Here is a 25,514-nt window from a genome sequence, read left to right as displayed (position 1 = left end):
CAACCTTTCTCGCCGGGGTTCCCGGGTTGGCCCCAGGCCTACGGCGAAGCGGTATTACTAAGTCGGTTACCAGGAGGCCTTGGACACGCCGGGGAGCTCACCGCGGTGGGCCATGTCCCGGACGCAAACCCGGCAGAGGCCGAACTTGCGGTAGACCGAGTGCGGACGACCGCACTTCTGGCAGCGGGTGTAAGCACGCACGGCGAACTTCGGCTTCGCGGCCGCCTTGATGATCAGCGCCTTCTTAGCCATGCTCAGTTCTCCTTGAACGGGAAGCCCAGGAGCTTGAGCAGCGCCCGGCCCTCGTCGTCAGTCGTGGCGGTCGTGACCACCGTGATGTCCATGCCCCGAGGACGATCGATCTTGTCCTGGTCGATCTCGTGGAACACCGACTGCTCGGTCAGGCCGAAGGTGTAGTTGCCGTGGCCGTCCAGCTTGCGCCCGTCCAGACCACGGAAGTCACGGATACGCGGCAGGGCGATCGACAGCAGCCGGTCCAGGAACTCCCACATCCGGTCGCCACGAAGGGTGACCTTCGCGCCGATCGGCATGCCCTCACGCAGCTTGAACTGCGCGATCGACTTGGTCGCCCGCCGCACCAGCGGCTTCTGACCGGTGATCGTGGTCAGGTCACGGACCGCACCGTCGATCAGCTTGGCGTCCCGGGCAGCCTCGCCGACACCCATGTTCACGACGACCTTGACCAGGCCGGGGATACGCATGGGGTTGTCGTACTTGAACTGCTCGTTGATGGCCGACGCAACCTCGGAGCGGTACTTCTCCTTGAGGCGCGGCAGCGTCTTGGTCTCGGTAGCCGCAGTCATCAGAGTTCCTTACCGGTCGTACGCGCGATACGGACCTTGTTGCCGCTCTCGTCGATCCGGTAGCCGATCCGCGTCGGCTTGCCCTGGTCGTCCAGCACCTGCACGTTCGAGATGTGGACGGGGGCTTCCTGGGTGACGATGCCACCGGTCTTCGAACCACGCTGGGTGGTGCGGATGCGTTCGTGCTTCTTGATCCGGTTGACGCCCTCGACCAGGACCTTGTCCTGCCGCGGGAAGGCCGCAATGACCTTGCCCTTGGCACCCTTGTCCTTGCCGGCGATGACGACGACCGTGTCGCCCTTCTTGATCTTCACGGTCAGAGCACCTCCGGCGCCAGGCTGATGATCTTCATGAACCGCTTGTCGCGCAGCTCGCGCCCGACCGGGCCGAAGATGCGGGTGCCGCGGGGGTCCCCGCCGTCCTTGATGATGACGGCGGCGTTCTCGTCGAAGCGGATGTACGAGCCGTCCGGACGCCGCTTCTCCTTCGCGGTGCGGACGATGACAGCCTTGACGACGTCACCCTTCTTCACACCAGCGCCGGGGATGGCGTCCTTGACCGTGGCCACGATGACGTCGCCGATGCTCGCGTAACGGCGACCGGAGCCACCGAGCACCCGGATGCACAGGATCTCCCGGGCACCCGTGTTGTCGGCGACGCGCAGTCGCGACTCCTGCTGGATCACGTCTGTCTCCTATGTCTGCCAGTTCTCCGGGTCCTTGCCCGAAGCTTGGCGGAACGCTGTGGGCCGCTGGGCCGGCCGTAACCGGCCCAGCGTACTCACTTGGCCTTTTCGAGGATCTCCACGATCCGCCACCGCTTGGTGGCGGAGAGCGGACGGGTCTCCATCAGGAGAACCCGGTCGCCGATGCCCGCCGCGTTCTGCTCGTCGTGCACCTTCAGCTTGCGGGTACGGCGGATGACCTTGCCGTACAGCGCGTGCTTCACGCGGTCCTCGACCTCGACCACGACGGTCTTGTCCATCTTGTCGCTGACCACGAGACCCTCACGCACTTTGCGCTGGGCGCGCGGCTCAGTAGCGTTCTCGCTCATGCCGTCACCTCATCCGGCGCGACCGAGAGCCCCAGCTCGCGCTCACGCATGATCGTGTAGATCTTCGCGATGTCCTTGCGGACGACCTGCAGTCGACGGTGATTGTCGAGCTGCCCGGTCGCGCGCTGCACACGAAGGTTGAACAGCTCCGCCTTGGCCTCCCGCAGCTTCGCGATCAGCTCCTCTTCGGAGGACTCGCGCAGCTCGGATGCCTTAACGCCCGCTGCCATCAGCTTTCACCCACTTCGCGCGTCACGATGCGGCACTTCATCGGGAGCTTGTGGATCGCGCGGCGCATCGCCTCACGCGCGACCGTCTCGTTCGGGAACGACATCTCGAAGAGAATGCGTCCCGGCTTGACGTTCGCCACCCACCACTCGGGAGAACCCTTACCGGAACCCATGCGGGTCTCGGCAGGCTTCTTGGTAAGGGCCTGGTCCGGGAAGATCGAGATCCAGACCTTGCCGCCACGCTTGATGTGACGGGTCATCGCGATACGCGCCGACTCGATCTGCCGGTTCGTCACGTACGCCGGCTCCAGAGCCTGGATACCGAACTCGCCGAAGACCACTCGGTTGCCGCCCTTGGACGCGCCGCTGCGGTCCGGGTGGTGCGGCTTCCGGAAGCCCTTCGGGGGCTTACGGGGCATCAGCACGGGTCAGCCCTCCTGCTGCGTTTCAGCCGCAGCCGGAGCAGCGGCGGTGTTGTCTGCGGTCGCCGCGGCCTGCTGAGCAGCGCGGCCGGCCTCGGTCCCGCCGGCGGTCGTGCCGGACGAACCGGAACGGCCACGACGCGGGCGCTCGGGACGGTCGCCGCGGTCCCGGCGCGGACGCGCGGGAGCCTCGGTGACGACCTCGCGACCCGGAACGGCGTCGCCCTTGTAGATCCAGACCTTCACGCCGATGCGGCCGAACGTGGTACGGGCCTCGAAGAAGCCGTACTCGATGTTGGCCCGCAGCGTGTGCAGCGGAACGCGACCCTCACGGTAGAACTCCGTGCGGCTCATCTCCGCGCCACCGAGGCGGCCGGAGACCTGAACCCGGATGCCCTTGCAGATCGGGTTCTTCATGGCGGACTGCATGGCCTTACGCATCGCCCGGCGGAAGCTGACCCGGGAGGACAACTGCTCGGCGACGCCCTGGGCCACCAGCTGCGCATCCGACTCGGGGCTCTTGACCTCGAGGATGTTCAGCTGGACCTGCTTGCCGGTGAGCTTCTCGAGCTCGCCGCGGATCCGGTCGGCCTCCTGGCCCTTACGGCCGATGACGATGCCCGGCCGGGCGGTGTGGATGTCGACACGAACCCGGTCACGGGTCCGCTCGATGTCCACCTTGGAGATGCCGGCGCGCTCGAGGCCCTTGGACATCATGCGGCGGATCTTGACGTCCTCGCCGATGTAGTCCTTGTAGAGCTTGTCCGCGAACCAGCGGCTCCGCCAGTCGGTGGAGATGCCGAGACGGAACCCGGTGGGGTGAACCTTCTGACCCATTACTCGGCACCCTCCGTGCTCTGGGACTCGGCAGCCTGCGGCTCAGCCGGCTTGGACGCCTTCTTAGCCGCGGTCTTCTTCGCCGGGCGGGCCACCTGGACCGCCTCGACCGCAATGGTGATGTGACTGGTGCGCTTGCGGATCCGGTACGCGCGGCCCTGGGCCCGCGGACGGAAACGCTTCAGCGTGGGGCCCTCGTCGACGAACGCCTCACTCACGAGGAGTGCGTCGGGGTCGAGCCGCTCGTTGTTCTCCGCGTTCGCGATGGCGCTGGCGAGCACCTTGTAGACCTGCTCGCTGGCGGCCTGCGGTGCGAACTGCAGAACGGTGAGCGCCTCCTTCGCGGGCAGACCGCGGACGAGGTTGACCACCCGGCGCGCCTTGTTCGGCGAGATGCGCACGTGTCGCGCAATCGCCCGCGCGCCCGGAAGCACCGGAGCGTCGCCCTTAACTGGCATCGCTGTAGCTCCTAAATCCTCTGATCCGTGTATCTGCTTAGCGCCGACGGCTCTTGCGGTCGTCCTTCTCGTGACCCTTGAACGTGCGGGTCAGAGCGAACTCGCCGAGCTTGTGCCCGACCATCGCCTCAGTGACGAACACCGGGACGTGCTTGCGGCCGTCGTGCACGGCGATCGTGTGCCCGAGCATGTCGGGGATGATCGTCGAGCGGCGCGACCACGTCTTGATGACGTTCTTCGAGTTCTTCTCGTTCTGGACTTCCACCTTCTTGAGGAGGTGGTCGTCGATGAACGGGCCCTTCTTCAGGCTGCGAGGCATCTTTTAACTCCCGTTACCCGCGCTTGCGGGTTGCGTAGCGGCGGCGAACGATCAGCTTGTCGCTCTCCTGGCCCTTGCGGCGGGTACGGCCCTCCGGCTTACCAGCCGGGTTGACCGGGTGGCGACCACCGGAGGTCTTACCCTCACCACCGCCGTGCGGGTGGTCGACGGGGTTCATGGCGACACCACGGACGGTCGGGCGCTTGCCCTTCCACCGCATACGGCCGGCCTTACCCCAGTTGATGTTCGACTGCTCGGCGTTGCCGATCTCGCCGACGGTCGCCCGGCAGCGGATGTCGACGCGACGGATCTCACCGGAGGGCATACGCAGCGTGGCGTACGCGCCCTCACGGCCGAGCAGCTGGATGCCGACGCCGGCCGAACGGGCCAGCTTGGCGCCGCCGCCGGGACGAAGCTCCACACCGTGGATCGTCGTACCGACCGGGATGTTGCGCAGGGGCAGGTTGTTGCCCGGCTTGATGTCCGCGCCCACGCCCGACTCGACGCGGTCGCCCTGCTTCAGGTCCTTCGGGGCGAGGATGTAGCGCTTCTCGCCGTCGAGGTAGTGCAGCAGCGCGATGCGGGACGTGCGGTTGGGGTCGTACTCGATGTGAGCGACCTTGGCCGGCACGCCGTCCTTGTCGTTGCGCTTGAAGTCGATGAGCCGGTACTGCCGCTTGTGGCCACCGCCCTGGTGCCGCGTGGTGATGCGGCCGTGGACGTTGCGACCACCCTTTTTGGGCAGCGGAACCAGCAGAGACTTCTCCGGCGTCGACCGGGTGATCTCGGCGAAGTCGGCGACGCTGGAGCCGCGACGGCCCGGCGTGGTCGGCTTGTACTTACGGATTCCCATGATTCACAAACCCCTTAGCTGACCGGGCCGCCGAAGGCCTCGATACGGTCACCGTCAGCCAGCTTGACCATCGCGCGCTTGGTTGCCTTGCGCTGACCCCAACCGGTCTTGGTGCGCTTGCGCTTGCCCTCGCGGTTCGCGGTGTTCACGGTCAGCACGCGGACGTTGAAGATCTGCTGAATAGCGATCTTGATCTGCGTCTTGTTCGCGTCCGGGTGAACCTGGAACGAGTACCAGTTCGCGTCGAGCAGGCTGTAGCTCTTCTCGGAGACCACCGGAGCGACGATGACGTCGCGCGGGTCGGCGATCGTGCTCACTTGTCGCCCTCCTCGGACTTCTCGGAGCCGCCCAGGAACTCGTCGAGCGCGACCTTGGTGAAGACGATCTCGTCGGCGACCAGCACGTCGTACGTGTTCAGCTGGCCGGACTCGATGAGGTGCACCGTCGGCTCGTTGCGCAGCGACACCCAGTTCAGCTCGTCCTGGCTGTCCAGCACGACGAGGACCTTGGTGGTCTGTGCGACCTTGCGCAGCGTCGCGATCGCGGCCTTCGTCGACGGCTTCTCGCCGGTGACGAACGACTCGACCACGTGCAGGCGGCCGTCACGGGCCCGGTCCGAGAGGGCGCCACGCAGAGCGGCGGCCTTCATCTTCTTGGGGGTCCGCTGGCTGTAGTCGCGCGGCACGGGACCGTGCACGACGCCACCGCCGGTGAACTGCGGCGCGCGGATCGAGCCCTGGCGGGCGCGACCGGTGCCCTTCTGCTTGTAAGGCTTCTTGCCGCCGCCGGCGACCTCGCCGCGCGACTTCGCCTTGTGCGTGCCCTGGCGGGCCGCGGCGAGCTGCGCCACGACGACCTGGTGCATCAGCGGGATGTTCGCCTGGACGTCGAAGACGCTGGCGGGAAGCTCGACGGAGCCGGTCTTGGCGCCCTCGGCGTTGATCACGTCAACCGAGCTCACTTGGCACCGCCCTTCTTCTTCGCCGCGGTACGGACCAGGATGAGCCCACCCTTGGGGCCGGGCACCGCGCCGCGGACCAGGATCAGGTTGCGCTCGGTGTCGACCGCCTGGATCGTCAGGTTCTGCACGGTGAAGCGGTTGCCACCCATACGGCCGGCCATCCGGACACCCTTGAAGACGCGACCGGGGGTCGCGCAGGCGCCGATCGAGCCGGGCGAGCGGTGCTTGCGCTCGACACCGTGGCTGGCGCGCAGGCCGTGGAAGCCGTGACGCTTCATGACGCCGGCGTAGCCCTTGCCCTTGGTCTTGCCGGTGACGTCGATCGGCGCACCGACCGGGAACGCGTCCACGGTGACTTCCTGGCCGAGCTCGTACTCGCTCGCGTCGACGGTGCGCAGCTCAACGACGTGCCGACGGGGCGAAACGCCCGCCTTCGCGAAGTGCCCGTTCTTCGGCTTGCTGACCTTGCGGGGGTCAATCGAGCCGTAAGCGAGCTGGACTGCGGCGTAGCCGTCCTTCTCATCGGTGCGGACCTGGGTCACGACGCACGGGCCGGCCTGCACCACGGTTACCGGGACGACCTTGTTGTTGTCCCAGACCTGGGTCATGCCGAGCTTGGCGCCCAGGATCCCCTTAACTTGCCTGTCCATTTGTCTGGATCCCTACAGCTTGATCTCGATGTCGACGCCAGCCGGAAGGTCGAGGCGCATAAGCGAGTCGACCGTCTTCGGAGTCGGGTCGATGATGTCGATCAGTCGCTTGTGCGTGCGCATCTCGAAGTGCTCGCGCGAGTCCTTGTACTTGTGCGGCGAACGGATCACGCAGAAACGGTTGATCTCCGTGGGCAGCGGCACCGGGCCCGCGACCTGCGCCCCCGTACGCGTCACCGTCTCAACGATCTTCCGCGCCGAGGAGTCGACGACCTCGTGGTCATAGGCCTTGAGCCGGATGCGGATCTTCTGTCCCGCCATGGTGGCTTCTGTTTCCTTCTCTCGATGCCGCTACGTGCGAAAGCGGGTGGCCTCCGCAGCCCGCAGGACCGTTGATCCTGCGTTGTCCGACCCCCGCGGTCGGGCGTGTCGCGCCTTGTCACAGAATGCTGGGCACTCTGAGCACCGCTTCAGTCTCCCGAAGCGGATTGATCGCGGGGATCAGGGATGTCGGGCGGCAAAAATGGATCACACCCGGACACCCGGCGAGGGTGGGTACCTGAACGAGCCAGCTACCCACCCCGCGCGGACGCAACCTGACTAGTATGCCCGATGTTCTCTGGCAATGCTAATCGGGGTCACCGATGGGGGTTGCCGACGGCCGAATCGACCGCGAACAACCCTCACATCACTTGTTGATCTTCGTGACCGTTCCGGCGCCGACGGTGCGGCCACCCTCACGGATCGCGAACTTCAGGCCCTGCTCCATGGCGATCGGCTGGATCAGCTTCACGGACATGGAGGTGGAGTCGCCGGGCATGACCATCTCGGTGCCCTCGGGCAGCGTGACGACGCCGGTGACGTCCGTGGTGCGGAAGTAGAACTGCGGCCGGTAGTTCTGGAAGAACGGGGTGTGCCGGCCACCCTCCTCCTTGGAGAGGATGTAGACCTGGCCCTCGAACTCCGTGTGCGGGGTGCTGGTGCCGGGCTTCACGACGACCATGCCGCGCTCGACGTCCTCGCGCTTGATGCCGCGGAGCAGCAGACCGACGTTCTCACCCGCGCGGGCCTCGTCGAGCAGCTTGCGGAACATCTCGATGCCGGTGCAAACGGTCTTGGTCGACTTCTCGCGGATGCCCACGATCTCGACCTCCTCGTTCGGCTTGAGGATGCCACGCTCGGCGCGACCGGTCACCACGGTGCCACGACCGGTGATCGTGAAGACGTCCTCGATCGGCATGAGGAACGGCTTCTCGGTCTCACGCTCGGGCTGCGGGATCGCGGTGTCGACCGCGTTCATCAGCTCGAGGAGCTTGCCGGTCCACTCGGGGTCGCCCTCGAGCGCCTTGAGCGCCGAGACGCGGACGACCGGAAGGTCGTCGCCCGGGAACTCGTAGGTGCTGAGCAGCTCGCGGACCTCGAGCTCGACGAGCTCCAGGAGCTCCTCGTCCTCGACCATGTCGCTCTTGTTCAGGGCGACGACGATGTACGGAACGCCGACCTGGCGGGCCAGGAGCACGTGCTCCTTGGTCTGCGGCATCGGGCCGTCGGTCGCGGCAACCACCAGGATCGCGCCGTCCATCTGCGCGGCACCGGTGATCATGTTCTTGATGTAGTCGGCGTGGCCGGGGCAGTCCACGTGCGCGTAGTGACGCGTCGCGGTCTGGTACTCGACGTGCGCGATCGAGATCGTGATACCGCGGGCCTTCTCCTCCGGCGCCTTGTCGATCTCGTCGAACGGCGTGTAGGGGTTCAGGTCCGGGTACTCGTCGTGCAGGACCTTCGTGATGGCCGCAGTCAGCGTCGTCTTACCGTGGTCGATGTGACCAATGGTGCCGATGTTGACGTGCGGCTTAGTCCGCTCGAACTTCGCCTTCGCCACTGGTGTCCTCCTGTGGACTGATCATTACTTTTCGCCCGGCACGCCGGATAAGGCGCTCAGGACTCTGTCGACTGCTAGTGCACGTGCGGCCCTCGACAGGCCGCACGTGCCTCATCGGTCAAGCACAGATGTCAGGCACCTGTTGCTTTAGCGATGATCTCCTTCGCCACGTTCGCGGGAACCTCGGCGTAGGAGTCGAACAGCATGCTGTAGCTAGCCCGGCCGGCAGTCTTCGACCGCAGGTCGCCGACGTAGCCGAACATCTCCGAGAGGGGCACCAGAGCCTTGACGACGCGGGCGCCGTGGCGCTCCTCCATCGACTGGATCATGCCACGCCGGGAGTTGAGGTCGCCGATGACGTCACCCATGTTGTCCTCAGGGGTGGTGACCTCAACGGCCATCATCGGCTCGAGGAGAGCCGGGTCGGCCTTGCGGGCCACTTCCTTCATCGCCATGGAGCCGGCGACCTTGAAGGCCATCTCGGAGGAGTCGACCTCGTGGTACTGACCGTCGACCAGCGTAAACTTCACGCCGACCAGCGGGTAGCCGGCGAGGACGCCGTACTGCAGGGAGTCCTGCGCACCCGCGTCCACCGAGGGGATGAACTCCTTGGGGATACGGCCACCGGTCACCGCGTTCACGAACTCGTACGTGGGGCCGTCGGCGTCGAGCGGCAGCGGCTCCACGTTGACGACGACCTTCGCGTACTGGCCCGAGCCACCGGTCTGCTTCTTGTGGACGTACGTGTGCTTCTCCACGGTGCCGCGGATCGTCTCGCGGTACGCCACCTGCGGCTTGCCGATGTTCGCCTCGACGTTGAACTCGCGACGCATGCGGTCGACGAGGATGTCGAGGTGGAGCTCGCCCATGCCGGCGATGATGGTCTGACCGGTCTCCTCGTCGTTGAAGACCCGGAAGGTCGGGTCCTCCTCGGCGAGGCGCTGGATCGCGGTGCCCAGCTTCTCCTGGTCGGACTTGGTCTTCGGCTCGATGGCGACCTGGATGACCGGCTCCGGGAAGGTCATCGACTCGAGGATGACCGGCTTCGCCGGGTCGCAGAGCGTGTCACCGGTGGTGGTCTGCTTCAGACCCTGGACGGCGATGATGTCGCCGGCCTGCGCGGTGGCGCGCTCCTCACGCTTGTTCGCGTGCATCTGGTAGATCTTGCCGATCCGCTCCTTGCGGTCCTTGGTGGAGTTGACCACCTGGGTACCGGTCTCGAGCGTGCCGGAGTAGACCCGGACGTACGTCAGCTTGCCGAGGTGCTTGTCGGTCTGGATCTTGAAGGCCAGCGCCGAGAAGGGCTCGTCGTTCGACGGCTTGCGCAGCAGCGGCGTCTCGCCGTCCGTCGCGGTGCCCTCGATGGCCGGGATGTCCAGCGGCGACGGCAGGAACTCGACAACGGCGTCCAGCATCGGCTGCACACCCTTGTTCTTGAACGCCGAGCCGCAGAGCACCGGGTTGGCCTTGCTGGCGATCGTGGCGCGCCGGATGGCGGCCCGGATCTCCTCGACCGACAGCTCCTCGCCCTCGAGGTACTTCTCCATCACCGCGTCGTCGACGTCGGCCAGGGTCTCGAGCAGCTTCTCGCGCCACTCGGCGGCCTGCTCGGCGAGATCCGCGGGGATCTCCTCGACCGCGTAGTCCTCACCCTTCTGGGTCTCACCACGCCAGGTGAGGGCACGCATCTCGATCAGGTCGACGACACCGATGTGGTCGCTCTCGAGCCCGATCGGGATCTGCAGGACGAGCGGGGTGGCGTTGAGCCGGTCGATCATCATCTGCACGCAGCGGAAGAAGTCGGCACCGGTCCGGTCGAGCTTGTTGACGAAGCACATCCGGGGGACGTCGTACTTGTCCGCCTGACGCCACACGTTCTCGGTCTGCGGCTCGACGCCGGCAACACCGTCATACACCGCGACAGCACCGTCGAGCACACGCAGCGACCGCTCGACCTCGACCGTGAAGTCGACGTGGCCGGGCGTGTCGATGATCTGGATCGTGTGACCCTTCCACTCGCACTTGGTGGCGGCGGAGGTGATGGTGATTCCGCGTTCCTGCTCCTGCTCCATCCAGTCCATGACGGCAGCGCCCTCGTGGACCTCACCGATCTTGTACGTGATGCCGGTGTAGAACAGGATGCGCTCAGTCGTCGTGGTCTTACCAGCGTCGATGTGCGCCATGATGCCGATGTTGCGAACCTTGGCGAGCGCGTCTGCGGCGGCCACTTCCATCCCTACTTTTCTTCGTCGTCGTCTCGTGGACCGGTACGACTGCCACGGCCCGGCGGTGTGCCGGGCCTCAGCAGGGTCTTACCAGCGGTAGTGCGCGAAGGCCTTGTTGGACTCCGCCATCTTGTGGGTGTCCTCGCGACGCTTGACAGCGGCGCCGAGACCGTTGCTGGCGTCGAGCAGCTCGTTCTGGAGGCGCTCGATCATGGTCTTCTCGCGGCGGGCCTTGGAGTACTGGACCAGCCAGCGCAGACCGAGAGTGGTCTGACGCGGGGTGCGGACCTCAACCGGAACCTGGTAGGTCGCGCCACCGACACGGCGGCTGCGGACCTCGAGGGTCGGCTTGACGTTGTCCATCGCGCGCTTGAGGATGACCACCGGGTCGGTGCCACTCTTCTCGCGCGCACCCTCGAGGGCGCCGTACACGATGCGCTCGGCGAGCTGACGCTTGCCGGCGACCAGGATCTTGTTGACCAGCTGAGTCACCAGCGGGGAGTTGTACACCGGGTCTGCGACCACAGGGTGGCGCGGAGCGGGTCCCTTACGCGGCATATCAGCTCTTCTCCTTCTTCGCGCCGTAACGGCTGCGGGCCTGCTTGCGGTTGCGGACACCCTGGGTGTCCAGCGAACCGCGGACGATCTTGTAGCGGACACCCGGGAGGTCCTTCACACGACCGCCACGCACGAGCACGATCGAGTGCTCCTGGAGGTTGTGGCCGACGCCCGGGATGTAAGCCGTGACCTCGATCTGGCTGCTCAGCTTTACGCGAGCCACCTTGCGCAGTGCCGAGTTCGGCTTCTTGGGGGTAGTGGTGTACACACGAGTGCACACGCCGCGCCGCTGAGGGCTTCCCTTCAGCGCCGGCGTCTTCGTCTTGCTCGTCTTCGCCTGGCGGCCCTTGCGGACCAGCTGCTGGATCGTGGGCACCGGGTTTCTCCGCTCCCTTCGGCCGCTTCCTGTTGTACGGCCGCACCGTGTATTTCTGCCTCTGTGTGCCAGGGGCTCCTCGACGAGGAACCTCCGACACCCGCGGTCGGGCGTGTCGTCCGGCTCACGGTCCCGCCACGCGCGAAAACCTCACGCGCACCGGGTCTTGTCTTTGTCGGGGCAGGCATTCGTGATGAACCCTGCCCGTCGTGGTGCTTAACCCGCCGTAGCTTCCGATTCGGGCGCACGCACGAGTTGCCCGGGCGAGCCCGGGCACGAGGGGAAAGAGTACCCACCCCAGGCACCCAGGTCAAAATGACTTCAGGCTCCCACGATGGACATCTCCGTATACCAGTGTACCGGGTGCCCCTTCGTGACAACGCCGCGGTGCCGGATCCGGCGCTGACACCCCGGTTCGGCTCACGCCAACTGCATCAGCAGGGACAGCGTCAACGCGAGCAAGGCTATTCCTCCGCCGATCGCTGCGCACCAGATCCCGGAGAGAGCGAGGGCCCGTCCGGTGAAGCGCACCCGGCCCGGACCACCGGAGCGGCGGATCTGCCGCAACGCGATCGCGCCGGCCGCCACCGCCCCGGCACAGGCCAGCACGGCCAACAGCGTGAACGCTCCGGCCACCCACCCACCCCAGCCCTCGGAGGCGCCAGCCAGACCGAAACAGGCCACCAGGAACGACACCAGGATCGAGGCGATGCCGGCGATCAACGAGCCGGTCGCCAGACCCGACGTGATCGGCACGACACGCAGCTGGGCCAGCCCGAACCCGGTCCCGGCCACCGGGTCCACCCGCTCGAGCTCCCAGCCCGCCGAGGGCGGCGGAGGGGGCGCGGGAGCGTACTGCTGGGGAGGTCCGTAGTACGGCGGCGAACCCGGCTGCTGCGGTGGATAGGCGGTTCCCGGGTGCTGCGTCATATCGAAAGCATGTCACCCGTACGAGCCGCGGCGCAGCCCACCCGGTCCGCCCTCGGGTCAGTCGGTGCCGGGTGCGAAGTCCTGTCCCCCGGGCACGGTGGCCAGATGCAGCAGCCCCGCGATCGAGGCGATCACCAACGCGGTCAGCGCCAGAATGATGCCGGCCCAGGCCAGACGCCGGCCCACCCGCAACCACACACCACCGGTCAGGAAGCCGCCGGCGGCATAGGCCTGCCGCGACGCCTGCCGGGCCAGCAGCAGCGCGATGGTGGCCGGGATCACCCCACCGACGAACGGTCCGGTCAGCAATCCCACCAGACCGAGGGCGAAGACGGCCCGCGCTTTCGTCGAGGGCACCGGATCCGGGTCCCTCGGATGGCGGGTGGGCACGACGGGCATCACGGGCAGGGTCACCCACCCATCTTAGGAACCCGGGAACGCCGAAGGGCGGCCGCGCAAACGCGCGACCGCCCTTCGCAGAGAAACCCTTAGCGGTACGACCCGAAGTCGAAGTCGTCCAGCGGCACAGCCTGCCCGCTGGCCGGCCCGAAGCCGTAGTCGGTCTCCGGGTACCCGGTCATCGAGTACACCTTCGCCTTGGCCTCCTCGGTCGGCTCCACCCGGATGTTGCGGTACTTGGAGATACCGGTACCGGCCGGGATGAGCTTACCGATGATGACGTTCTCCTTGAGGCCCACCAGCGAGTCGCTGCGCGAGTTGATCGCAGCGTCGGTGAGCACCCGGGTGGTCTCCTGGAAGGAGGCCGCCGAGAGCCACGAGTCGGTCGCCAGCGAGGCCTTGGTGATACCCATCAGGACCGGGCGACCGGCGGCGGGCTCACCACCCTCGCCGACGATCCGGCGGTTCTCGGACTCGAAGAGCGCCCGGTCGACCAGGATCCCGGGGAGGAACTCCGCGGCACCCGAGTCGATGACCGTCACCCGCTTGAGCATCTGGCGGATGATGATCTCGATGTGCTTGTCGTGGATCAGCACACCCTGCGAGCGGTAGACCTCCTGGACCTCACTGGTCAGGTGGACCTGGACCGCGCGCGGACCCATGATGCGCAGCAGCTCGTGCGGGTCGATGGTGCCCTCGGTGAGCTTCTCGCCGACCGCGACGTGGTCGCCGTCGTGGGCCCGGAGCTTCACTCGCTTGGAGATCTTGTCGTAGACGATCTCCTCGCTGCCGTCGTCCGGGATCACGATGATCTTGCGAGAGCGCTCGCCGTCCTCGATGCGGATGCGACCGGGGGTGTCGGCGATGGGCGCCTTACCCTTCGGCACGCGGGCCTCGAAGATCTCCTGGACACGCGGCAGACCCTGGGTGATGTCCTCACCCGCGACACCGCCGGTGTGGAAGGTACGCATGGTCAGCTGCGTGCCGGGCTCACCGATGGACTGGGCGGCGATGATGCCGACCGCCTCACCGATGTCGACCGACTTGCCGGTCGGCAGCGAACGGCCGTAGCAGGCCGCACACACGCCGAGCTTCGACTCACAGGTCAGGACGCTGCGCACCCGGACGTTCTCGACACCCGCGGCGACCAGCTTGTCGACCAGGATCGAGTTGAGGTCGTCACCACGCGACACCACACGGTTGCCCGCGGCGTCGTCGATGTTGTCGGCCAGGGTCCGGGCGTGCACACCGGTCTCGGCGTGCACGTGCACGACCAGGGTGCCGTCCGCCTCGCGCTCGCCGACCTGCATCGGGATCGCGCGCTCGGTGCCGCAGTCCTCCTCGCGGATGATGACGTCCTGCGAGACGTCCACCAGACGACGGGTCAGGTAACCCGAGTCGGCGGTACGCAGGGCGGTGTCCGCCAGGCCCTTACGGGCACCGTGCGTGGAGATGAAGTACTCCAGCACGGTCAGACCCTCGCGGTACGAGGAGGTGATCGGCCGCGGGATGATCTCACCCTTGGGGTTGGCCACCAGACCACGGATCGCGGCGATCTGCCGGAGCTGGAGGAGGTTACCGCGAGCGCCGGAGTTGATCATGACCCAGAGCGGGTTCTCCTGCGGCAGCGCGGTCTCCATCTCCTTGGAGATCTCGTTCGTCGCCTTGGTCCAGATCTCGATGAGCTCGCCGCGACGTTCCTCGGCGGTCATCAGACCACGCTGGTACTGCTTGTCGATGCGGTCGGCCTCGACCTGGTAGCGGGCCAGGATCTCCGGCTTGCGCGGGGGACCGATGACGTCGCCCATACCGATCGTCACACCGGACCAGGTGGCCCAGTGGAAGCCGGCCTCCTTGAGCGCGTCCAGGGTCGCGGCCAGCGCGACCTTGGGGAAGCGCTCGGCGAGGTCGTTGACGATCGCCGACAGCTGACCCTTGCGGATCTCGTAGTTCACGAAGCGGTAGCCCGGGGGCAGCGTCTCGTTGAAGATCACCCGGCCGAGGGTGGTCTCGACGAGCAGCGGCTCGCCCTCGGTCCACTCCTCCGGAGCGTCCCACTTCTCGCTCTTGGCGCCGTTGTCGACACCGATGACGTCCCGCAGGCGGATCTTGACCTTCGCCTGCAGGTGCAGCTCACCGTTGTCGAAGGCCATCCGAGCCTCGGCGTCCGAGCTGAACACCCGTCCCTCACCCTTGGCACCGGCCGTGAGGTGGGTCAGGTAGTACAGACCGATGACCATGTCCTGGGTGGGCATGGTGACCGGCTTGCCGTCGGCCGGCTTGAGGATGTTGTTCGACGACAGCATCAGGATCCGGGCCTCGGCCTGCGCCTCGGCCGACAGCGGCACGTGGACCGCCATCTGGTCACCGTCGAAGTCGGCGTTGAACGCCGTACACACGAGCGGGTGGATCTGGATGGCCTTGCCCTCGACCAGCTGGGGCTCGAAGGCCTGGATGCCGAGGCGGTGCAGGGTCGGTGCACGGTTCAGCAGAACCGGGTGCTCGGAGATGACCTCTTCGAGGACGTCCCACACGACCGGGCGCTGACGCTCGACCATCCGCTTGGCCGACTTGATGTTCTGCGCGTGGTTGAGGTCCACCAGGCGCTTCATCACGAACGGCTTGAACAGCTCCAGCGCCATCTGCTTCGGCAGGCCGCACTGGTGCAGCTTGAGCCGGGGGCCGACGACGATGACGGAACGACCGGAGTAGTCCACGCGCTTGCCGAGCAGGTTCTGACGGAACCGGCCCTGCTTGCCCTTGAGCATGTCGGACAGCGACTTCAGCGGGCGGTTACCCGGACCGGTCACCGGCCGGCCGCGGCGGCCGTTGTCGAACAGCGCGTCGACGGCCTCCTGCAGCATCCGCTTCTCGTTGTTCACGATGATCTCGGGAGCACCGAGGTCGATGAGACGCTTGAGGCGGTTGTTCCGGTTGATGACCCGGCGGTACAGGTCGTTCAGGTCGGACGTCGCGAAGCGGCCACCGTCGAGCTGCACCATCGGGCGCAGGTCCGGCGGGATGACCGGGACGCAGTCCAGGACCATGCCGAGCGGCGAGTTGCGGGTGTTCAGGAACGCCGCGACGACCTTCAGCCGCTTGAGCGCCCGGATCTTCCGCTGGCCCTTGCCGCTGCGGATGATCTCCCGAAGGTTGTCCGCCTCGGCGTCCAGGTCCATGTTCTGCAGCAGGGCCTTGATGGCCTCGGCGCCCATGCCACCGGTGAAGTACTCACCGAAGCGGTCGCGCAGCTCGCGGTAGAGCAGCTCGTCGGTGACCAGCTGCTTGGAGTCCAGCTTGCGGAAGGTGTCGAGCACCTCGTCGAGCCGGTCGATCTCGCGCTGGGCCTTGTCCCGGATCTGGCGCATCTCGCGCTCGCCGGCTTCCTTGACCTTGCGGCGCACGTCGGCCTTGGCACCCTCGGCCTCGAGTTCGGCCAGGTCCTGCTCCAGCTTGGCGGCCCGCTTCTCGATCTCGGAGTCGCGGCCGTTCTCGGACTGGCGCTTCTCGGCGAAGATCTCGTTCTCGATCGTGGACATGTCGCGGTGACGCGCCTCGGCGTCAACGCTCGTGATCACGTACGAGGCGAAGTAAATGATCTTCTCGAGGTCCTTGGGCGCGAGGTCCAGCAGGTAACCCAGCCGGCTCGGAACGCCCTTGAAGTACCAGATGTGCGTGACCGACGCGGCCAGCTCGATGTGGCCCATGCGCTCACGCCGGACCTTCGAGCGGGTCACTTCGACGCCGCACCGCTCACAGATGATGCCCTTGAAGCGGACGCGCTTGTACTTACCGCAGTAGCACTCCCAGTCCCGCTGCGGACCGAAGATCTTCTCGCAGAAGAGTCCGTCCTTCTCGGGCTTGAGGGTGCGGTAGTTGATCGTCTCGGGCTTCTTGACCTCGCCGTGCGACCACTGCCGGATGTCGTCAGCGGTAGCAAGGCCGATGCGCAACTCGTCGAAGAAGTTGACGTCGAGCACTTGGACTATCCCTCGTGTTTCGTTGCTCGGGTGAATTCAAGGCCGGCGGGTGCGGCCCCGGGCTCCTCGCGAAGTCCCGGGGCCGCTTCCGTCAGATCTCTTCGACGCTGCTGACGCCCTCGTTCGGGCGGCGCGACAGGTCGATGCCGAGTTCCTCCGCGGCCCGGAAGACCTCGTCGTCGGTCTCACGCATCTCCAGGGCAACACCGTCGCTGGAGAGCACCTCGACGTTCAGGCACAGCGACTGGAGCTCCTTGAGAAGCACCTTGAACGACTCCGGGATTCCCGGCTCCGGGATGTTCTCGCCCTTGACGATGGCCTCGTAGACCTTCACTCGGCCCAGGACGTCGTCGGACTTGATGGTGAGCAGTTCCTGCAGGGCGTAAGCGGCCCCGTAGGCCTGCATGGCCCAGCACTCCATCTCGCCGAACCGCTGGCCACCGAACTGCGCCTTACCACCCAGCGGCTGCTGCGTGATCATGGAGTAGGGGCCGGTCGACCGAGCGTGGATCTTGTCGTCGACCAGGTGGTTCAGCTTGAGGATGTAGACGTAGCCGACCGAGATCGGGTCCGGCAGCGGCTCACCGGAGCGACCGTCGAACAGCTGCGCCTTGCCGTCGCCGTTGACCAGGCGCTTGCCGTCCCGGTTCACCAGCGTCGACTCGAGCAGACCCTTGATCTCCTCCTCCTGGGCACCGTCGAAGACCGGGGTCGCGACGTTGCTGTCAGCGGGGGACTCGTGAGCCTCGATGGCGCGGAGCTGACGCTTCCACTCCTCGTCCTCGCCCTCGATCGACCAACCGGTCTTGGCGATCCACCCGAGGTGGGTCTCCAGAACCTGGCCGATGTTCATACGCGAGGGCACACCCAGCGGGTTGAGCACGATGTCGACCGGGGTGCCGTCCTCCAGGAACGGCATGTCCTCGACCGGCAGGATCTTGGAGATGACGCCCTTGTTGCCGTGCCGGCCGGCGAGCTTGTCACCGTCCTGGATCTTCCGCTTCTGAGCCACGTAGACGCGGACCAGCTCGTTGACGCCAGGGGGAAGCTCGTCGCCGTCCTCGCGGGAGAACGTACGGACACCGATGACGGTGCCGGTCTCGCCGTGCGGAACCTTCAGCGAGGTGTCCCGGACCTCCCGGGCCTTCTCACCGAAGATCGCGCGCAGCAGCCGCTCCTCCGGGGTCAGCTCGGTCTCGCCCTTGGGCGTGACCTTGCCGACCAGGATGTCGCCCGGCACGACCTCGGCGCCGATCCGGATGATGCCGCGCTCGTCGAGGTCGGCGAGCATCTCCTCGCTGACGTTCGGGATGTCGCGGGTGATCTCTTCCGGGCCCAGCTTGGTGTCGCGGGCGTCGACCTCGTGCTCCTCGATGTGGATCGAGGTGAGGACGTCCTGCTGCACGAGGCGCTGCGACAGGATGATCGCGTCCTCGTAGTTGTGGCCTTCCCAGCACATGAACGCGACGAGCAGGTTGCGCCCGAGGGCCATCTCGCCCTCGTCGGTGCAGGGACCGTCGGCGATGACCTGGCCGGCCTCGACCCGGTCGCCTTCGAAGACGACGGGCTTCTGGTTGACGCAGGAGCCGGCGTTGCTGCGACGGAACTTGTGCAGCAGGTAGGTCCGGCGGTGGCCGTCGTCCTGGTGCACCGTCACGTAGTCGGCGCACAGGTCCTCGACCACGCCACCGACCTCGGCGACGACCACGTCACCGGCGTCGACAGCAGCGCGGTACTCCATACCGGTGCCGACGAGCGGGGACTCGGCCTTGACCAGCGGCACCGCCTGGCGCTGCATGTTCGCACCCATGAGGGCGCGGTTGGCGTCGTCGTGCTCGAGGAACGGGATCATCGCGGTGGCGACCGAGGTCATCTGCCGCGGCGACACGTCCATGTAGTCGACCTCCGTGCCGGGCACGTAGTCGACCTCACCACCCTTACGACGGACCAGAACGCGGTCCTGCGCGAAGGTGTTGTCGCTGGACAGCACGGCGTTCGCCTGCGCCTTGATGAAGCGGTCTTCCTCGTCGGCCGTGAGGTAGTGCACCTCGTCGGTGACGACACCGGCCTCGACCTTGCGGTACGGCGTCTCGATGAAACCGAACGGGTTGACCCGCGCGAACGTGGAGAGCGCGCCGATCAGACCGATGTTCGGTCCCTCGGGGGTCTCGATCGGGCACATCCGGCCGTAGTGGGACGGGTGCACGTCACGGACCTCGAAGCCGGCCCGCTCACGGGACAGACCACCCGGGCCGAGCGCCGACAGACGGCGACGGTGGGTCAGACCCGCAAGCGGGTTGGTCTGGTCCATGAACTGCGACAGCTGCGACGTACCGAAGAACTCCTTGATCGCAGCCACCACGGGGCGGATGTTGATCAGGGTCTGCGGCGTGATCGCCTCGACGTCCTGCGTGGTCATACGCTCGCGGACGACGCGCTCCATGCGGGAGAGGCCGACGCGAACCTGGTTCTGGATGAGCTCGCCGACCGTGCGCAGACGCCGGTTGCCGAAGTGGTCGATGTCGTCGGCCTCGTAGCCTTCCTCACCGGCGTGCAGCCGGCAGAGGTAGTCCACGGTCTTGACGATGTCTTCCTCGGAGAGGGTGCCCCGGACGATCGGGACGTCGATCTCGAGCTTCTTGTTGAACTTGTACCGGCCGACCTTGGCGACGTCATACCGCTTCGGGTTGAAGAAGAGGTTGTCGAGCAGGGTCTGCGCGTTCTCCCGGGTCGGGGGCTCGCCGGGACGCAGCTTGCGGTAGATGTCGAGCAGAGCCTCGTCCTGCCCGGCGATGTGGTCCTTCTCCAGCGTCGTCATGAGCAGCTCGGACCACCCGAACCGCTCACGGATGCGGTCCGCCGACCAACCGACGGCCTTGAGCAGGACGGTGACGGCCTGCCGGCGCTTGCGGTCGATGCGGACACCCACCGTGTCGCGCTTGTCGATGTCGAACTCCAGCCAGGCACCCCGGCTCGGGATGACCTTGACGCTGGTGAGGTCGCGGTCGGAGGTCTTGTCCGGCTCCTTGGTGAAGTACACGCCCGGCGAACGGACGAGCTGACTCACCACGACCCGCTCGGTGCCGTTGATGACGAACGTCCCCTTGGGGGTCATCATCGGGAAGTCACCCATGAACACGGTCTGGCTCTTGATCTCGCCAGTGGTGTTGTTGGTGAACTCCGCGGTCACGAACAGCGGGGCACAGTAGGTCAGGTCCTTCTCCTTGCACTCCTCGATAGAGGCCTTGACCTCGTCGAATCGGGGAGCCGAGAAGGACAGCGACATGGTGCCGGAGAAGTCCTCAATGGGACTGATCTCTTCGAGGATCTCTGCGAGGCCCGAGTGGGCGTGCGGGTCGTCCGTCGTCCGGGCCTGCCAAGCCTCGTTGCCGACCAGCCAGTCGAAGGAGTCCGTCTGGAGGGCGAGGAGGTTGGGGACCTCTAGCTGCTCGGTGATCCGGCCGAAAGAGACCCGGCGGGGTGCGTAAGCGCTCGACGTACGGCTGGTCTTCGCAGGGCGGGAAGCTGCCAAGATGCGTCCTTCCGAGGACCGGTGCTGCTATGCGGCTGAGTTGCTGATGCAACTGGTCTGCGTGCACTCCAATGAGCCCCCGGAAATTATCCACATGGATATCCCGACAGGCATCAAGACAGAAGGCAGCGCAAACTAGCAGTGTAGCCGCTCGGCTAACCGCTGTCCAGCCCACATCCGAAGAAGGCCTGCGGAACGTGTCCCCGCCACGCTGACCTGCGCATCCATGGTCAACGCCGATGGCGGGGCCGCTCAAGAAACGCGGCAACTCTCCTCGGGTGCCGGCCACGGGATCGGTGGAAGCCCGATTACCCACAGCCCGGCTGTCGCAAGCGCGGAAACTTGCTGATGTCAGCGTGCCTGCCCGCCGACACTCAGTCAAGGGCTGAGACGCGGGTCGGACCCCCGCGGTTGTCCACCCGCCGCACCAAAGGGACCTTAACGCATGAAACGCGTGCTTTGACAGCCTTTGCCGCCCGTTCGAGTGGCGGCCGTTTCAGCGATTGCTGACCTGCGGAGACACTGATGACAACGACGATGGCGGAGACCCGTTACGGATCCCCGCCATCGACGAACAGCTCTGTGGAGCGTTAGATCACTTGAGGGTGACCTTGGCGCCTTCGCCCTCGAGCTTGGCCTTGGCGGCCTCGGCCTTCTCCTTGTTGACGCCCTCGAGGATCGCCTTCGGCGCGCTCTCGACGGTGTCCTTGGCCTCCTTGAGGCCCAGGCCGGTCAGCTCACGCACGACCTTGATGACCTGGATCTTCTTGCCGCCGTCGCTCTCGAGAACAACGTCGAAGGAGTCCTTCTCCGCCTCGGCCTCGGCCGGAGCAGCAGCGCCACCGGCGGCCGCGATGGCAACCGGAGCGGCAGCCTTGACGTCGAAGACGTCCTCGAACTGCTTCACGAACTCGGAGAGCTCGATGAGGGTCATTTCCTTGAACGCGTCGAGCAGCTCGTCGGTGCTGAGCTTCGCCATGTCGGCAACCTTTCCTAAGTGCTTACTTTGAACGTTTAACAGGTCACGCGAGGGCTCAGGCCTCCGCGGAACCGTCCTTCTCGCGCTCGGCCCGCAGAGCGTCCACGGTGCGCACTGCCTGCGACAGCGGCGCCTGGAACGTAGCGGCAGCCTTGCTCAGGTTGGCCTTCATGGCGCCGGCCAGCTTGGCCAGCAGCACCTCACGGGACTCGAGGTCAGCAAGCTTGTTGACATCGTCAGCCGTGAGAGCCTTGCCCTCGAAGACGCCGCCCTTGATGACGAGAACGGGGTGGGCCTTGGCGAAGGCACGAAGGCCCTTGGCCGCCTCGACCACATCGCCGTTCACGAAGGCGAGCGCGGTAGGACCGGTGAACAGCGCGTCGAGGCCCTCGATGCCAGCATCGGTCGCCGCACGCTTCGCGAGCGTGTTCTTGGCGACCTGGTACTTGGCCTCGCTGCCCAGCGAGCGACGAAGCTCGGTGAGCTCCTTCACGGTGAGACCGCGGTATTCGGTCAACACGGTGGCCGCGGAGCCACGGAAGCTCTGCGTAAGCTCGTCAACAGCCGAAGCCTTGTCGGCCCGGACCGGCTTGTCCGCCATGTCCCTCCTCTCTCAGTGCTACAGCCACTGGTCGAGAGGGTCCGCACAAAGCAAAACGCCCCGGCGCAGGGGCACGGGGCGACAGATGGCACACGCGAGGTGGCCGCACAATCACGAACCGTTCGCCCTGCGCAGGTCGCCCGCTCTTGCGGAACCTTCGGCCGCGGCCTCCGTCGTGATGACGGCTGCTGCGGCGACCAGCGGTCTATGGGTGGAACTTCAAGACATGAGGGTACGCGCACCGGCCGCCCACACCAAATCGGGGTCGTCCCGCGGCGCACCCAGGTAGTTCGCCAGCCCCGCACACTGAGGCCCAGCTCGCCTGATCAGGACCGTCCACGACGCAGGCGGCCGTAGATCGCGAAGGCCACCGCACACCACAGGAGCGTGTGAACGACCAGGCCGGCCAGGGTCCCGGCGTCCGGTGCGGACTCCGCGCCCAGTGCACGGGCGGTGGACATCACCGGCGGGACCAGCCACGGGACGACCGAACCGCGCAGACCCAACACGATCGCCAGCACCGAACCGGTGACCAGCACCACCACGCCGGGCAGCACCCGGCGGGTCACCACCCGGGCGGTCAGCGCCCCGAGTGCCAGCGCTCCGAGCAGGGCCAGCAGGTGCGCCAGCACGCCGAGCAGCACCCCGGTGAGGACCGGCGGCTCGGTGGAACCCGCCAGCGGCCCGCGGATGCCCCGGAACGGCCACGGCGCCACCATCGCGAGCAGACAGACCCCGCCGGCGAGCAGGGCCGCGGCCAGCAGACCGGCGGCGGCCTCCCGGACCGGGCCGACCGTCAACCGGGCCAGCCGGCGCTGGACGTCGGGCTCGGTGTCCAGGACCAGCTTCACCAGCCAGGCCAGGATCGGGAAGAGCATCACGGCCGAATACCCGTACGCCGAGGAGGCGGACGAGGCGCCGCCCCCGTAGAGGAGGGACAGCACCGCCAGTACCGCGATCAGGGGCGGCAGCGCACGGCCGGACCTCACGAAACCGGTGACCCGCATCCGGGTGAGCGCGATCATCGGTCCTCCACGGGCGTGTGCTTCTCGCGTACCCCCAGAACGCGGTGACCGGAGGCACGCAGCCGGACCACCGCCTCGTCGGCCTCGCGCCGGGCGACGGCGACCTCCACCACCACGTCGTCCTCTCCCCCGCCGGGATCGTCCGTGGCGTCCCGGTGCAGTTCACCGTCCCGGACCGTCCAGTGGATCGCGCCGGGCAGGCCGGCGACCTCACCGCGGTGATCACTCACCAGGACCACTCCCCCGGCCCCGGTCACCTCGGCGACGATCTGTGGCACGAGCGTGCGGGAAGCGGCGTCCAGGCCCTCCCAGGGCTCGTCCAGGACCAGCAGACCCGGCGGGGCGAGCAGAGCCTGCGCCAGACCGACCTTCTGCGCGGTGCCCTTGGAGAGGTCGGCGAGCGGGGTGTCCACGTGCTCACCGAGCCCCAGCCGCTCGATCCACGGGTCGGCGGCGGTCACCGGAAGACCCCGGACCGCGGACATCGACCGCAGATAGTCGACCGTGGTGAACGGCTGGGCTGCCGGAAAACGCTCGGGCACCCAGCCGACCACCCGCGGACGATCCCGGATCACGCCCCGGCCCGGGTGCAGGACACCGACGGCCAGCTGCAGCAGCGTGGACTTGCCGGCGCCGTTGTGGCCGAGCACCACGACCGTCCGGCCGGGCTCGACGGTCGCCTCGACTCCGCGCAGCGTCCAGTCGGCGCGGCGGGCATAGCGGAACCAGATTCCCTCGAAACGCACGGCCGGTAGCCTGCCATGAAAAAAGCCCCCGGGGTGTCCCCCGGAGGCTCGTCTCATGGTGCGTGAGGCGCTCAGGCCTCGCTGTCGCTGCGCAGGTTCTTCTGCGCGTTCGGGTCGACCTGCACGCCGGGGCCCATCGTGGTGGCGACGGTGACCTTCTTGAGGTACTTGCCCTTGGCTGCGGACGGCTTCGCCCGCAGGATCTCCTCGAGCACGGCGGCGTAGTTGTCCACCAGCTGCTCGGGCGAGAAGGACGCCTTGCCGATGATCAGGTGCAGGTTGGAGTGCTTGTCCACCCGGAAGGTGATCTTGCCGCCCTTGATCTCGTTGATGGCCTTCGTGACGTCCATGGTCACGGTGCCGGTCTTCGGGTTCGGCATGAGGCCACGCGGGCCGAGGATCCGGGCGATCCGGCCGATCTTGGCCATCTGGTCCGGCGTCGCGATCGCGGCGTCGAAGTCCAGCCAGCCACCCTGGATCCGGGCGACGAGCTCGTCGGTGCCGACCTCGTCGGCGCCGGCCGCGACGGCCTCCTCAGCCTTCGCACCCTGGGCGAACACGATGACGCGGGCGGTCTTACCGGTGCCGTGCGGCAGGTTGACGGTGCCGCGGACCATCTGGTCGGCCTTACGCGGGTCGACGCCCAGACGCATCGCGACCTCGACGGTAGCGTCGAACTTGGTCGGGTTCGTCTCCTTCGCGAGCTTGATCGCCTCAGCCGGCTCGTAGAGCTTCGTGGCGTCGATCTTCTCGGCGGCCTGACGGTAGGCCTTGCTGCGCTGTGCCATGTGACTTACTCCTGTGGTTGCTGGCGGGACCGGCTTGACGCGGCCCCTCCCACTGACATCGCCGGGGATCCGGCGATCAGACTGGCGGCCCGGGAGGAGATCCTCACCGGGCCGTATTCAGTTCGCAAATCAGATCTTGGTGACCTGGTTGAAGTTCAGCTCGACCGGCGTCTCGCGGCCGAAGATCGAGACCAGGACCTTGAGCTTCTGCTGGTCCGCGTTGATCTCGCTGATCGAGGCCGGCAGCGAAGCGAACGCGCCGTCGGTGACGGTGACCGAGTCACCCACCTCGAAGTCCAGCACCTTGATCTCGGGCTTCGCCTTCTTCTCCTCGGCCTGCACGGCCGGGGCCAGCCACTTCAGCACCTCGTCGAGCGAGAGCGGGGCCGGACGGTCCACCCGGTCGGTGGCGCCGACGAAGCCGGTCACACCGGGCGTGTTGCGGACACAGGAGTAGGACTCCGGGCTCAGGTCCATCCGGACGAGGATGTAACCCGGGAAGACCTTGGCCTGCACCTGGTTGCGCTTGCCGTTCTTGACCTCGACCTCTTCGCGGGTCGGGACCTCGACCTGGAAGATGAAATCCTCCATGTCGAGGCTCGTGATCCGGGTCTCGAGGTTGGTCTTGACCTTGTTCTCGTAACCGGCGTAGGAGTGCACCACGTACCAGTCGCCGGGCGCGTAGCGCAGCTTCTGCCGCAGCTCCTTGACGGGGTCGTAGTCCTCGTCAGCCTCGGGCGCCTGGGCCTCGGCCGTCGAATCGTCGGCCACCTCGACCGACTCGTCGGTGTCCGGCGACGACTGCTCGTCAGCAGACTGCACGGTCTCGTCGTCGTACTCAGGCACGTTCGCTCACTTCCAGATAACGTCTCGTCGGTTCAGGGCT

Annotated in this window: 29 protein-coding genes; all 29 read right to left on the bottom strand. The window is 66.8% G+C overall.

Features of this window, described 5'->3' with window-relative positions:
* Nucleotides 1-66 precede the first annotated feature (66 nt).
* The 29 genes from WH85_RS28150 to nusG all read right to left on the bottom strand — a co-directional run bounded on the left by WH85_RS28150 (nucleotide 67) and on the right by nusG (nucleotide 25,474).
* Complete coding sequence (locus WH85_RS28150; protein ID WP_014440734.1) at nucleotides 67-252, bottom strand: type Z 30S ribosomal protein S14; 186 nt, start codon at nucleotides 250-252, stop codon at nucleotides 67-69.
* Between the two features lie 2 nt (nucleotides 253-254).
* The gene (rplE, locus tag WH85_RS28145; protein WP_045745042.1) at nucleotides 255-824 is read right to left on the bottom strand and encodes a 50S ribosomal protein L5; all 570 of its coding nucleotides are present in this window, start codon (nucleotides 822-824) and stop codon (nucleotides 255-257) included.
* Complete coding sequence (gene rplX / locus WH85_RS28140; RefSeq protein WP_157411253.1) at nucleotides 824-1,144, bottom strand: 50S ribosomal protein L24; 321 nt, start codon at nucleotides 1,142-1,144, stop codon at nucleotides 824-826. Before rplX ends, rplE begins: the two co-directional genes overlap by 1 nt.
* The gene (gene rplN / locus WH85_RS28135; RefSeq protein WP_015619002.1) at nucleotides 1,141-1,509 is read right to left on the bottom strand and encodes a 50S ribosomal protein L14; all 369 of its coding nucleotides are present in this window, start codon (nucleotides 1,507-1,509) and stop codon (nucleotides 1,141-1,143) included. The genes rplX and rplN overlap by 4 nt, the downstream gene beginning before the upstream one ends.
* Before the next feature lie 95 nt (nucleotides 1,510-1,604).
* Nucleotides 1,605-1,877 carry a 30S ribosomal protein S17 gene (gene rpsQ, locus WH85_RS28130; protein ID WP_045745040.1) on the bottom strand — a complete coding sequence of 91 codons (273 nt, stop codon included), beginning with the start codon at nucleotides 1,875-1,877 and terminating at the stop codon, nucleotides 1,605-1,607.
* Complete coding sequence (gene rpmC / locus WH85_RS28125; RefSeq protein ID WP_045745039.1) at nucleotides 1,874-2,107, bottom strand: 50S ribosomal protein L29; 234 nt, start codon at nucleotides 2,105-2,107, stop codon at nucleotides 1,874-1,876. The genes rpsQ and rpmC overlap by 4 nt, the downstream gene beginning before the upstream one ends.
* Nucleotides 2,107-2,532 (bottom strand): 50S ribosomal protein L16, encoded by a 426-nt coding sequence (rplP, locus tag WH85_RS28120; protein WP_014440729.1) that lies wholly within the window; start codon nucleotides 2,530-2,532, stop codon nucleotides 2,107-2,109. The genes rpmC and rplP overlap by 1 nt, the downstream gene beginning before the upstream one ends.
* A 3-nt stretch (nucleotides 2,533-2,535) precedes the next feature.
* Nucleotides 2,536-3,366 carry a 30S ribosomal protein S3 gene (rpsC, locus tag WH85_RS28115; RefSeq protein WP_045745038.1) on the bottom strand — a complete coding sequence of 277 codons (831 nt, stop codon included), beginning with the start codon at nucleotides 3,364-3,366 and terminating at the stop codon, nucleotides 2,536-2,538.
* Nucleotides 3,366-3,824, bottom strand: coding sequence for a 50S ribosomal protein L22 (gene rplV, locus WH85_RS28110; protein WP_045745037.1), 459 nt, complete (start codon nucleotides 3,822-3,824; stop codon nucleotides 3,366-3,368). The genes rpsC and rplV overlap by 1 nt, the downstream gene beginning before the upstream one ends.
* Nucleotides 3,825-3,861: 37 nt before the next feature.
* Nucleotides 3,862-4,143 carry a 30S ribosomal protein S19 gene (gene rpsS, locus WH85_RS28105; RefSeq protein WP_045745036.1) on the bottom strand — a complete coding sequence of 94 codons (282 nt, stop codon included), beginning with the start codon at nucleotides 4,141-4,143 and terminating at the stop codon, nucleotides 3,862-3,864.
* Between the two features lie 13 nt (nucleotides 4,144-4,156).
* Nucleotides 4,157-4,996, bottom strand: coding sequence for a 50S ribosomal protein L2 (gene rplB, locus WH85_RS28100; RefSeq protein ID WP_045745035.1), 840 nt, complete (start codon nucleotides 4,994-4,996; stop codon nucleotides 4,157-4,159).
* Between the two features lie 14 nt (nucleotides 4,997-5,010).
* Nucleotides 5,011-5,313: a 50S ribosomal protein L23 gene (gene rplW, locus WH85_RS28095; RefSeq protein ID WP_045745034.1), complete on the bottom strand. Its 303-nt coding sequence runs from the start codon at nucleotides 5,311-5,313 to the stop codon at nucleotides 5,011-5,013.
* The gene (rplD, locus tag WH85_RS28090) at nucleotides 5,310-5,957 is read right to left on the bottom strand and encodes a 50S ribosomal protein L4 (RefSeq protein ID WP_045745033.1); all 648 of its coding nucleotides are present in this window, start codon (nucleotides 5,955-5,957) and stop codon (nucleotides 5,310-5,312) included. The genes rplW and rplD overlap by 4 nt, the downstream gene beginning before the upstream one ends.
* Complete coding sequence (rplC, locus tag WH85_RS28085) at nucleotides 5,954-6,607, bottom strand: 50S ribosomal protein L3 (RefSeq protein WP_045745032.1); 654 nt, start codon at nucleotides 6,605-6,607, stop codon at nucleotides 5,954-5,956. Before rplC ends, rplD begins: the two co-directional genes overlap by 4 nt.
* A 12-nt stretch (nucleotides 6,608-6,619) precedes the next feature.
* Nucleotides 6,620-6,928, bottom strand: coding sequence for a 30S ribosomal protein S10 (gene rpsJ, locus WH85_RS28080; protein WP_007073037.1), 309 nt, complete (start codon nucleotides 6,926-6,928; stop codon nucleotides 6,620-6,622).
* Nucleotides 6,929-7,295: 367 nt separating this feature from the next.
* Nucleotides 7,296-8,489, bottom strand: coding sequence for an elongation factor Tu (tuf, locus tag WH85_RS28075; protein WP_045745031.1), 1,194 nt, complete (start codon nucleotides 8,487-8,489; stop codon nucleotides 7,296-7,298).
* 131 nt (nucleotides 8,490-8,620) lie between these two features.
* Complete coding sequence (fusA, locus tag WH85_RS28070; protein ID WP_045745071.1) at nucleotides 8,621-10,717, bottom strand: elongation factor G; 2,097 nt, start codon at nucleotides 10,715-10,717, stop codon at nucleotides 8,621-8,623.
* Between the two features lie 84 nt (nucleotides 10,718-10,801).
* Nucleotides 10,802-11,272, bottom strand: a complete 471-nt coding sequence (rpsG, locus tag WH85_RS28065; protein WP_045745030.1) for a 30S ribosomal protein S7 — start codon at nucleotides 11,270-11,272, stop codon at nucleotides 10,802-10,804.
* A gap of 1 nt (nucleotide 11,273) precedes the next feature.
* Nucleotides 11,274-11,648: a 30S ribosomal protein S12 gene (gene rpsL / locus WH85_RS28060; RefSeq protein ID WP_014440718.1), complete on the bottom strand. Its 375-nt coding sequence runs from the start codon at nucleotides 11,646-11,648 to the stop codon at nucleotides 11,274-11,276.
* Between the two features lie 420 nt (nucleotides 11,649-12,068).
* A complete protein-coding gene (locus WH85_RS28055) occupies nucleotides 12,069-12,578 on the bottom strand; it encodes a hypothetical protein (RefSeq protein ID WP_157411252.1) in 510 nt (169 codons plus the stop codon).
* A gap of 57 nt (nucleotides 12,579-12,635) precedes the next feature.
* Entirely contained in the window at nucleotides 12,636-12,977 is a 342-nt protein-coding gene (locus WH85_RS28050) for a hypothetical protein (RefSeq protein ID WP_045745070.1), read from the bottom strand.
* Between the two features lie 89 nt (nucleotides 12,978-13,066).
* Nucleotides 13,067-16,957: a DNA-directed RNA polymerase subunit beta' gene (locus tag WH85_RS28045; RefSeq protein ID WP_045745028.1), complete on the bottom strand. Its 3,891-nt coding sequence runs from the start codon at nucleotides 16,955-16,957 to the stop codon at nucleotides 13,067-13,069.
* 91 nt (nucleotides 16,958-17,048) lie between these two features.
* Entirely contained in the window at nucleotides 17,049-20,489 is a 3,441-nt protein-coding gene (gene rpoB / locus WH85_RS28040) for a DNA-directed RNA polymerase subunit beta (protein ID WP_045745027.1), read from the bottom strand.
* A gap of 595 nt (nucleotides 20,490-21,084) precedes the next feature.
* Nucleotides 21,085-21,468 (bottom strand): 50S ribosomal protein L7/L12, encoded by a 384-nt coding sequence (rplL, locus tag WH85_RS28035; RefSeq protein WP_045745026.1) that lies wholly within the window; start codon nucleotides 21,466-21,468, stop codon nucleotides 21,085-21,087.
* 55 nt (nucleotides 21,469-21,523) lie between these two features.
* On the bottom strand, nucleotides 21,524-22,069 hold the full coding sequence (gene rplJ / locus WH85_RS28030) for a 50S ribosomal protein L10 (RefSeq protein ID WP_045745025.1): 546 nt from the start codon (nucleotides 22,067-22,069) through the stop codon (nucleotides 21,524-21,526).
* 326 nt (nucleotides 22,070-22,395) lie between these two features.
* The gene (locus WH85_RS28025; protein ID WP_045745024.1) at nucleotides 22,396-23,094 is read right to left on the bottom strand and encodes a hypothetical protein; all 699 of its coding nucleotides are present in this window, start codon (nucleotides 23,092-23,094) and stop codon (nucleotides 22,396-22,398) included.
* Nucleotides 23,091-23,840, bottom strand: a complete 750-nt coding sequence (locus WH85_RS28020; RefSeq protein WP_045745023.1) for an ABC transporter ATP-binding protein — start codon at nucleotides 23,838-23,840, stop codon at nucleotides 23,091-23,093. Before WH85_RS28020 ends, WH85_RS28025 begins: the two co-directional genes overlap by 4 nt.
* Nucleotides 23,841-23,911: 71 nt before the next feature.
* The gene (rplA, locus tag WH85_RS28015; RefSeq protein WP_045745022.1) at nucleotides 23,912-24,628 is read right to left on the bottom strand and encodes a 50S ribosomal protein L1; all 717 of its coding nucleotides are present in this window, start codon (nucleotides 24,626-24,628) and stop codon (nucleotides 23,912-23,914) included.
* Between the two features lie 129 nt (nucleotides 24,629-24,757).
* Entirely contained in the window at nucleotides 24,758-25,474 is a 717-nt protein-coding gene (gene nusG, locus WH85_RS28010) for a transcription termination/antitermination protein NusG (RefSeq protein WP_045745021.1), read from the bottom strand.
* Nucleotides 25,475-25,514: the final 40 nt, after the last annotated feature.

The organism is Actinoplanes rectilineatus (assembly GCF_000962825.1).
Lineage (GTDB): Bacteria > Actinomycetota > Actinomycetes > Mycobacteriales > Micromonosporaceae > Actinoplanes > Actinoplanes rectilineatus.
Note: the sequence above shows the minus strand (reverse complement) of the source record. Positions and strands in the feature narration are given on the sequence as shown.

Coding starts and splice junctions, on each gene's coding strand:
- rpsQ (WP_045745040.1), bottom strand. CDS start 1,877: ATGAGCGAGAACGCTACTGAGCCGCGCGCCCAGCGCAAAGTGCGTGAG.
- rpsS (WP_045745036.1), bottom strand. CDS start 4,143: ATGCCTCGCAGCCTGAAGAAGGGCCCGTTCATCGACGACCACCTCCTC.
- rpsC (WP_045745038.1), bottom strand. CDS start 3,366: ATGGGTCAGAAGGTTCACCCCACCGGGTTCCGTCTCGGCATCTCCACC.
- rplE (WP_045745042.1), bottom strand. CDS start 824: ATGACTGCGGCTACCGAGACCAAGACGCTGCCGCGCCTCAAGGAGAAG.
- rplV (WP_045745037.1), bottom strand. CDS start 3,824: ATGCCAGTTAAGGGCGACGCTCCGGTGCTTCCGGGCGCGCGGGCGATT.
- rplC (WP_045745032.1), bottom strand. CDS start 6,607: ATGGACAGGCAAGTTAAGGGGATCCTGGGCGCCAAGCTCGGCATGACC.
- rplA (WP_045745022.1), bottom strand. CDS start 24,628: ATGGCACAGCGCAGCAAGGCCTACCGTCAGGCCGCCGAGAAGATCGAC.
- rpmC (WP_045745039.1), bottom strand. CDS start 2,107: ATGGCAGCGGGCGTTAAGGCATCCGAGCTGCGCGAGTCCTCCGAAGAG.
- rplB (WP_045745035.1), bottom strand. CDS start 4,996: ATGGGAATCCGTAAGTACAAGCCGACCACGCCGGGCCGTCGCGGCTCC.
- WH85_RS28055 (WP_157411252.1), bottom strand. CDS start 12,578: ATGACGCAGCACCCGGGAACCGCCTATCCACCGCAGCAGCCGGGTTCG.
- WH85_RS28050 (WP_045745070.1), bottom strand. CDS start 12,977: ATGCCCGTCGTGCCCACCCGCCATCCGAGGGACCCGGATCCGGTGCCC.
- rpsG (WP_045745030.1), bottom strand. CDS start 11,272: ATGCCGCGTAAGGGACCCGCTCCGCGCCACCCTGTGGTCGCAGACCCG.
- WH85_RS28025 (WP_045745024.1), bottom strand. CDS start 23,094: ATGATCGCGCTCACCCGGATGCGGGTCACCGGTTTCGTGAGGTCCGGC.
- rpsJ (WP_007073037.1), bottom strand. CDS start 6,928: ATGGCGGGACAGAAGATCCGCATCCGGCTCAAGGCCTATGACCACGAG.
- rplJ (WP_045745025.1), bottom strand. CDS start 22,069: ATGGCGGACAAGCCGGTCCGGGCCGACAAGGCTTCGGCTGTTGACGAG.
- rplL (WP_045745026.1), bottom strand. CDS start 21,468: ATGGCGAAGCTCAGCACCGACGAGCTGCTCGACGCGTTCAAGGAAATG.
- WH85_RS28150 (WP_014440734.1), bottom strand. CDS start 252: ATGGCTAAGAAGGCGCTGATCATCAAGGCGGCCGCGAAGCCGAAGTTC.